The organism is Lactobacillus acetotolerans DSM 20749 = JCM 3825, assembly GCF_001436775.1.
Taxonomy (GTDB): domain Bacteria; phylum Bacillota; class Bacilli; order Lactobacillales; family Lactobacillaceae; genus Lactobacillus; species Lactobacillus acetotolerans.
On the sequence record NZ_AYZC01000059.1, the window covers coordinates 1 to 6,810 of the forward strand.

Consider the following 6,810-nt stretch of genomic DNA (forward strand, 5'->3'; position numbering starts at 1 on the left):
GTGCCAGATCATGAATCCGTCGATTCATAATCCAACACTAGGTTAGTCTGTTTTATTGCATAAAAAATTAGTTGTGAAAACTTACGTGAGATAATAAATATTAATGGTAAACTTTTACTATGGAGACTAAAAAATAATTTGTGTAAGGAGCTTAATTTATGACTACTTGTCCAAATTGTGGGCGACCAATTACAGATGATGATAAAGTTTGCCCGAATTGTAAATTTAATTTAGAAAAATATCGTGAAACTTTTTTCACTGACCAACATCAAAAAGCTAAAAAAGAAGATCCGGATATGGCTGCTAAGATTGCGAGTCGCGCAGCTTATCGACAAGAGTTTTATCCTAAAAAGCAAAATTCAACTGTTCAAAAGATGATTAAATGGATTCGTAGTAATGCAACCATCGTTTTCTTATTAGGTGTTTTATTATTGATCATTATGAGCTTTTCGAGGTCCTTAGGATGGATTGGTTTCTTGATCTTAATGGTTTGGCTGTTTATTCTTTGTGATCGCAGAGATCATATTGAAGAATATACGTCTGATAGACGGTTAACTGAGAAGATTAACCAACTTGCTTCTAATACTTTTAATGCTGTAGAAAATCATGGACAAAAAGCTCGTGCGAAGGGTAAGAAGTTTGATGAAAATCATCCTCATGTAGAAGAAAGTAAAAAGAGAAAAAAGCATCATTTCTCTTATATTCAAATTTCAGTTGTCCTGACTTCTTTTATTAGCTTAATTGTACTTTTTACTGGTTCTGGTGCGTCTGTGGCGGATATTACTTATACGGAACGAGTATCAGTTTCTAAAGTATTATTAAGTTTAGCTGGTAGATTATTATCGTCGGGGCAAACTTCTACATACGCATTTTTACTTTATGCAATTTGGTTGTTACTTATTTTGTTTCCAATTTTTATAATTTATAATGTTTTAAAAAATACTAAAGGGAATCAAGTAGTAGCGTTTATTCTATCTTTAATTGAATCTGTTTTTTTGATTTATATTATATTTAGATTATCAAGTGTAACCCGTGCTAATACTGGATTATTTAGCAAGCTAACCAGTCAACTTTTAACTTATGCCGTATCAGTTGGAGCATCAACCTACTTTTTGATTTTAGCAAGTGTTATGACTACTGGTTTATCAGGATTTAACTTGTTTAGAAAACAGCATGATCCATTGGAAAATGATGATAAGTAAAAAAACTCTGGATTTTATCCAGAGTTTTTATTATATCTTAATTTAGTTTTTAATTATTTTTACTTACATCAATTACTAAGTGCTCGTTAACAAATGCCATAAGACCGAGACTGCTTAATTCTCGACCGTAGCCAGATTTCTTAACGCCACCGAATGGTAATTCACCAGCAGTGATCCAACTGCCATTAATAACCGTCATACCAGTTTCAATTTGGGCAGCTACATCTTGAGCATGTTTGATATTTTTGCTGATAACAGATGAGCCTAAACCGTAACTTGAATTGTTTGCAAGTTCGATTGCAGCATCGTCATCATCAACTTCGAATACTTCTGCAACTGGACCAAATAATTCTTTGTCAAAAGCAGGATTCTTAGAATCAATATTTGTCAGAATTAATGGTCTAAAGAAGGCACCGTTTGAATTGATTTCAGGATATTGATAAAAGATTTTGGCTCCAGCATCTATTGCTTCTTTAACTTGTGCGCTTAATTTTTCTTTGGCACGTTCAGAATTCATTGGCGCTAAGGTAGTGTCGGCCTTCAACGGATCACCAGCTTTTAAACCGGAAAAGATGGTTTTTAATTCATGTAAAACTTCGTCGTAACGAGATTTGGTGACAATAATTCGTTTAGAAGAAGTACATACTTGACCGGCATTATAAGTTCTAGCTCCAGCTAATACCTTTCGTAAAACTTCTGAATCAGCGTCATCTAAAACGATAAATGCATCGTTTCCACCAAGTTCCATCGTTGATTTTTTCAGGTTCTTACCAGCTGCTTCGGCGACAGAAGAACCGCCACGTTCTGACCCGGTCAGGGCAACTCCTTGAATTCTTGGATCAGCAATAACATCTGCTAATTGACCATAGCTTAAGTAGAGATTAATTAAACTGCCCTCGGGTGCACCTGCACGCTTAATGATTTTAGCGGCGAGAGCGGCGCAACCTGGAACGTTGTGGGCATGTTTAAGTAGCATTGGGTTCCCTACGATAAAATTAGGAGCAAAAACTCTAATTATTTGATAAAGTGGGAAATTCCAAGGCTCACAAGCCATAACCACACCGGTTGCTTGTTTTAAGTAGTATGCATTACCTAATTTAGTTTTTAATGGTTCAGGTTTTAATAATTCTACACCGTGTTCAGCATAGTAATCGCAGATTGATGCAGAAATTTCAACTTCACCTTTCGCTTCACCGAATAATTTTCCCATTTCTAAGGTCATCATTTTAGCCATTTTGTCTTCATTTTTACGAAATGCATTGGCAATATTATGCAAAATTGGAGTACGTGTTTCTGGCTTTTCGTGTCGCCATTTTTTATATAGCGCATGTGCTAAATTGATCGCGTCATCTATTTGCTTTGTGGTTGGATTATTATAGTTGGCGAATTCCTTATTAGTATAAGGATTAATTGATTGGTATCTAGACATATTTCTTACCTCTTAAATTTTAAATTTATTTTCTAAAAGAACTCTCTATGAATCGTTATAAAGCGCTTTCTAAATAAATGCTTAATAATAGTTTCTAGTATACCAATTTACTTTTGCTGTTATTTTGGCGCTTAATAGTTTGGTATAGAAAGTCTAGTGACTCATCAAGATAGTCTGGACCATAGTCCATTGCATGGCGCTTGCCTTTGATCACTAATAATTCAACCTCATGGTTTTGATCGGCAAGGGTTTGAATGAAGTTTAAAACGGTTGGAAGTGGCGTTAATTCATCGGCAGAATTGATCATCATTAGTTGCTGTAAATTCTTATAATCATATGAAGCCGCATCCAGTTTCTGTAAAATCTTTTGATCAGAACTACCAGCATAAGTTAGTGCAAAATATTTATAAAATGAATTATTGATATCATGTCTGTTATTTAGTCCCAATTCTTCTTTAGCTTCGTAAGACGGTTTAACCTTCTCGTGTTTTTTCATCCACTCAGAATAATCAACAGGAGAAGACCAGGTTACTGTTGGGAATCCATATTTGCCAGCGATGTAAAGCGCCATTGTGCCACCACTGCTGGAACCGATTTGAACGATGTTCTTTTGGTCATCTTTGTCGGTAAATTTTGAATCTAAGAGCCACTTTACGAAATTAAGAGCATCTTTATGAGCTGCGGGGAAGATATTTTTCGGTGCTAAGCGATAATTAGGAACAAAAGTCATGAAACCTGCATTGGCTAATCTAACGCCTATTGCTTTTGCACTGCTTTTATCGCCACGAAACCAACCGCCACCATGCCAAAAAATCAAAATTTTTGTTTCAGATGACGTATCGTTTGGGAAATAGATGTCTGCTGCTAAATTATTCTCTTTATCAAATATAATGTTGTTTTTAATTACAGCCATTTGTTTAACCTCTTTAATAAATATTTATCATTCTATTCATATTATATATTAGAACCATTGAATGGTTATGTTTCTTAAATTTAGTGATTTTTTTAAGTATTTTCTGTGATAGATAAAAAAAGCCTCAATTAGATAGATTTTTTGTTAAAATTAAGCTACTGATATTTGGAGGTAAAGTTATGCACTTATCAGCTAAAGCTAGTCGTAAATTAATTAATATCATGACTGTAGTCTGTGGTATTATCATCATTTTCTTGGTCATTTATTGGTACCGACTCGGGATTTTTACTAGTCAAACGAAAATGAAGGCATACTTAGCCAATAAAAAAGTTATTGGGCCAGTGATTTTTGTTTTGATCCAAATCGTTCAAGTTGTTATTCCAATTATCCCTGGTGGTGTATCGTTATTGGCTGGGGTAGTTTTCTTTGGCCCAATTGCTGGATTTATCTATAATTATGTTGGTATTTGTATTGGTTCGATTATTGATTTTTTCTTAGCTAGATATTATGGTCGACCGTTTATTTTGCATATTGTGTCTGAAAAAACTCTTAATAAATATATGAAGTGGACAAAGAATCAAAAAAAGTATAATTGGTTCTTTGCAATTTGTATTTTTGCGCCGGCGGCGCCGGACGATGTTCTTTGCCTTTTATCTGGGTTAACAGATATGAAATTCTGGACTTATTTTTGGATCATTATTTTGTGTAAACCATGGACTATTGCAGCTTATAGTTTTGCATTAGCTTTTGGTGCTAAGTGGCTTTTAAAGATCGTAGGCAAATGATGTTAGAATCCGACCAAATTTATTTAAGGCGTTTTCAAGTTGGAGATGCCCCTGTTTTATTAAAGTGGGGTAAAGATAGTTATTACCATAAATCGGCTGGATTTGAGCAGTATCAAAATCTTGAGCAGGCACAAAAGGGTGCAAAACAATACGCCATGCGGCCCAATAGTTATGTGATCTGTTTAAAGAAAAATAAACAAGTAATTGGTTTGGTGGAATTGTATGAACGGGGAATGGATAAACAAAGCGGCCTTCTTAAAACCAAAGAAATTGGTTTTTTATTAGATAAAAACTTTGAGGGTCATGGTTATATGACGCAAGCTTTGTTAGTGATTTTCGATTATGCTTTTAAGAAATTAAAGCAAACTGAATTATGGGCAGGAACCTTTGCAGACAATATCCATTCACAAAAATTCTTAAGTAAGTTAGGTTTTAAGTATGTTTATACGGTAGATTATAGACAAATCAGTCATCTCTTTTCGTATAAAGAAAAATATTATTTGCTCCAAAAAGAAGATTGGCTTAAAATAAATGAAAACACGAGGTCTTAAGACTGTTTCAGAGAGTTCGCGACTGGTGTGAGCGAATAGATGTCGTTTCCAGATCTCATTAAGTGGGCAATTAATAATTGCACGGTAAGGCACCGTTATAGCTAATCAATGAAGAGCAGCTGTTTACAGCTGAAGATGGGTGGTACCGCGAAACCGTGTATAGAGTCAGTTCGTCCCAGTAGAAGGGATGAACTGACTCTTTTTTGATGGAGGTTTTTTTATCAAATGCTAGATATTAAAGTAATTCGTGAGAATCTTGATTGGGCCAAGAAGAAATTAGCAACCCGTGGCATTAAGCCCAAGGAATTAGATGACTTAGTTGCGATAGATGCAAAAAGACGAGATGCTCTAAATCAAAGTGAGCAATTGAAGGCTAAGCGTAACGATGTTTCTAAGCAAATTGCACAAGCTAAGCGTAATAAGGAGGATGCAGGTCCAGCTATTAAGTCTATGCGTGAAGTGGGTAAGCAAATTAAAGACTTAGATAAAACGGTTGACGATTTAACTGAAAAGCAAAGATATATTTTACTTAGATTACCTAATTTTCCCGCTGATTCAGATCCAGTTGGTCCAGACGATAGCTACAATGAAGAAGTTCGTAAATGGAATGATCCGACCAAGTTCAGTTTCAAGCCTAAAGCTCATTGGGATATTGGTACTGACTTAGATATTCTTGACTGGGACAGGGCCGCTAAAGTTTCAGGTGCGCGTTTTGTTTACTATAAAGGAGCGGGTGCACTTCTAGAACGAGCAGTCTCCAACTTTTTCTTAGATGAAAATACTAAAGATGGTTATACTGAAATAATTCCACCATATTTGGTAAATGATGCTTCAATGCAAGGAACTGGCCAATTTCCTAAATTCCATGAGGCTGTTTATACAATTGTGGATAATGACAATCCAGATAAGCCACGTGATCTGACTCTGATTCCAACTGCTGAAGTACCATTAGTTAACTATTTCCGTAATAATATTATTCATGAAAATAAATTACCTATTAATGTAACTGCATTTTCACCTGCATTCAGAAGTGAGGCAGGCTCTGCAGGTCGTGATACTCGTGGCTTGATTAGAATGCATGAATTCAGAAAAGTTGAAATGGTTAAAGTATGTAAGCCAGAAGATTCGTGGGATCAACTAGAAAAATTAACTCATAATGCTGAGCATTTGCTGCAGAAATTGGGATTACCATATCACGTAGTTGCTTTATCTACAGGGGATGCAAGCTTTACCAGTGCGAAAACTTATGATCTTGAAGTTTGGATGCCATACCAGGACAAGTACCGTGAAATCTCAAGTTGTTCTAATTGTACTGATTTTCAAGCTCGTCGTGCTAAGATCCGTTATCGTGATGAAAATGGTAAACTTCATTTGGCTCATACTCTAAATGGTTCTGGATTAGCCGTAGGAAGAACAGTTGCTGCTATTTTGGAAAATTATCAAAATGAAGATGAGTCGGTAACAGTTCCGGATGTACTTGTTCCGTATATGAATGGTATGAAGAAGATTACTAAGCAATCAAGTTTAATTTAATTAGATACAGTTTATAAAGAGCTCTATTATGAGCCCTTTTTTATTTATTTAAAAAATAAAATAAATTTTGACGAATTTAAAGACTAAAAGTGGTCAAATTACGAATAATTTAACTAACCTAAAATGGAATACTTAAGAAAAGGATGGTTGGTAATTAAAAAATAAGAATTATTAATAGTTAATGAGCTGTTAATACCGAACGAATCACAAAATTTGACGAAAATGTCAATAGAAGGTAAAGTAATAAGTGTCGTTTGGAGAGGCGTGGCGCTGATTTAAACGACAAAACAATTTAAATTGTTTGTTGACAATGAGTTAACAAACGAGTATCATTGTTTATGTTGTCTGTTAAAGGGGCAACGAGGTAGTACCTTGAAAACTGAACAAAGTTTCGCTA

The 6,810-nt window shown here is 35.0% G+C and carries 6 protein-coding genes; 4 read left to right on the forward strand and 2 right to left on the reverse strand.

The annotated features are described in order from the left end of the window. The first annotated feature begins 158 nt into the window (after positions 1-158). Positions 159-1,202 carry a zinc ribbon domain-containing protein gene (locus tag FC77_RS07165; protein WP_056970954.1) on the forward strand — a complete coding sequence of 348 codons (1,044 nt, stop codon included), beginning with the start codon at positions 159-161 and terminating at the stop codon, positions 1,200-1,202. Between the two features lie 49 nt (positions 1,203-1,251). Here the strand turns inward: FC77_RS07165 and FC77_RS07170 are convergent, their stop codons facing one another. Both FC77_RS07170 and FC77_RS07175 read right to left on the reverse strand, forming a co-directional pair. Further along, positions 1,252-2,631: an NAD-dependent succinate-semialdehyde dehydrogenase gene (locus FC77_RS07170; RefSeq protein WP_056970956.1), complete on the reverse strand. Its 1,380-nt coding sequence runs from the start codon at positions 2,629-2,631 to the stop codon at positions 1,252-1,254. Between the two features lie 94 nt (positions 2,632-2,725). Next, on the reverse strand, positions 2,726-3,544 hold the full coding sequence (locus FC77_RS07175) for an alpha/beta hydrolase (protein ID WP_056970958.1): 819 nt from the start codon (positions 3,542-3,544) through the stop codon (positions 2,726-2,728). Positions 3,545-3,723: 179 nt separating this feature from the next. Here FC77_RS07175 and FC77_RS07180 point away from each other — a divergent pair, with 179 nt between their 5' ends. From FC77_RS07180 to serS, 3 genes are all read left to right on the forward strand, one after another. Beyond that, positions 3,724-4,329: a TVP38/TMEM64 family protein gene (locus tag FC77_RS07180; protein WP_056970960.1), complete on the forward strand. Its 606-nt coding sequence runs from the start codon at positions 3,724-3,726 to the stop codon at positions 4,327-4,329. Next, positions 4,329-4,880, forward strand: coding sequence for a GNAT family N-acetyltransferase (locus FC77_RS07185; protein ID WP_056970963.1), 552 nt, complete (start codon positions 4,329-4,331; stop codon positions 4,878-4,880). The genes FC77_RS07180 and FC77_RS07185 overlap by 1 nt, the downstream gene beginning before the upstream one ends. Before the next feature lie 225 nt (positions 4,881-5,105). Further along, a complete protein-coding gene (serS, locus tag FC77_RS07190) occupies positions 5,106-6,413 on the forward strand; it encodes a serine--tRNA ligase (RefSeq protein WP_056970961.1) in 1,308 nt (435 codons plus the stop codon). The last annotated feature ends 397 nt before the right edge of the window (positions 6,414-6,810 follow it).

Coding starts and splice junctions, on each gene's coding strand:
- FC77_RS07170 (WP_056970956.1), bottom strand. CDS start 2,631: ATGTCTAGATACCAATCAATTAATCCTTATACTAATAAGGAATTCGCC.
- serS (WP_056970961.1), top strand. CDS start 5,106: ATGCTAGATATTAAAGTAATTCGTGAGAATCTTGATTGGGCCAAGAAG.
- FC77_RS07175 (WP_056970958.1), bottom strand. CDS start 3,544: ATGGCTGTAATTAAAAACAACATTATATTTGATAAAGAGAATAATTTA.
- FC77_RS07185 (WP_056970963.1), top strand. CDS start 4,329: ATGTTAGAATCCGACCAAATTTATTTAAGGCGTTTTCAAGTTGGAGAT.
- FC77_RS07165 (WP_056970954.1), top strand. CDS start 159: ATGACTACTTGTCCAAATTGTGGGCGACCAATTACAGATGATGATAAA.
- FC77_RS07180 (WP_056970960.1), top strand. CDS start 3,724: ATGCACTTATCAGCTAAAGCTAGTCGTAAATTAATTAATATCATGACT.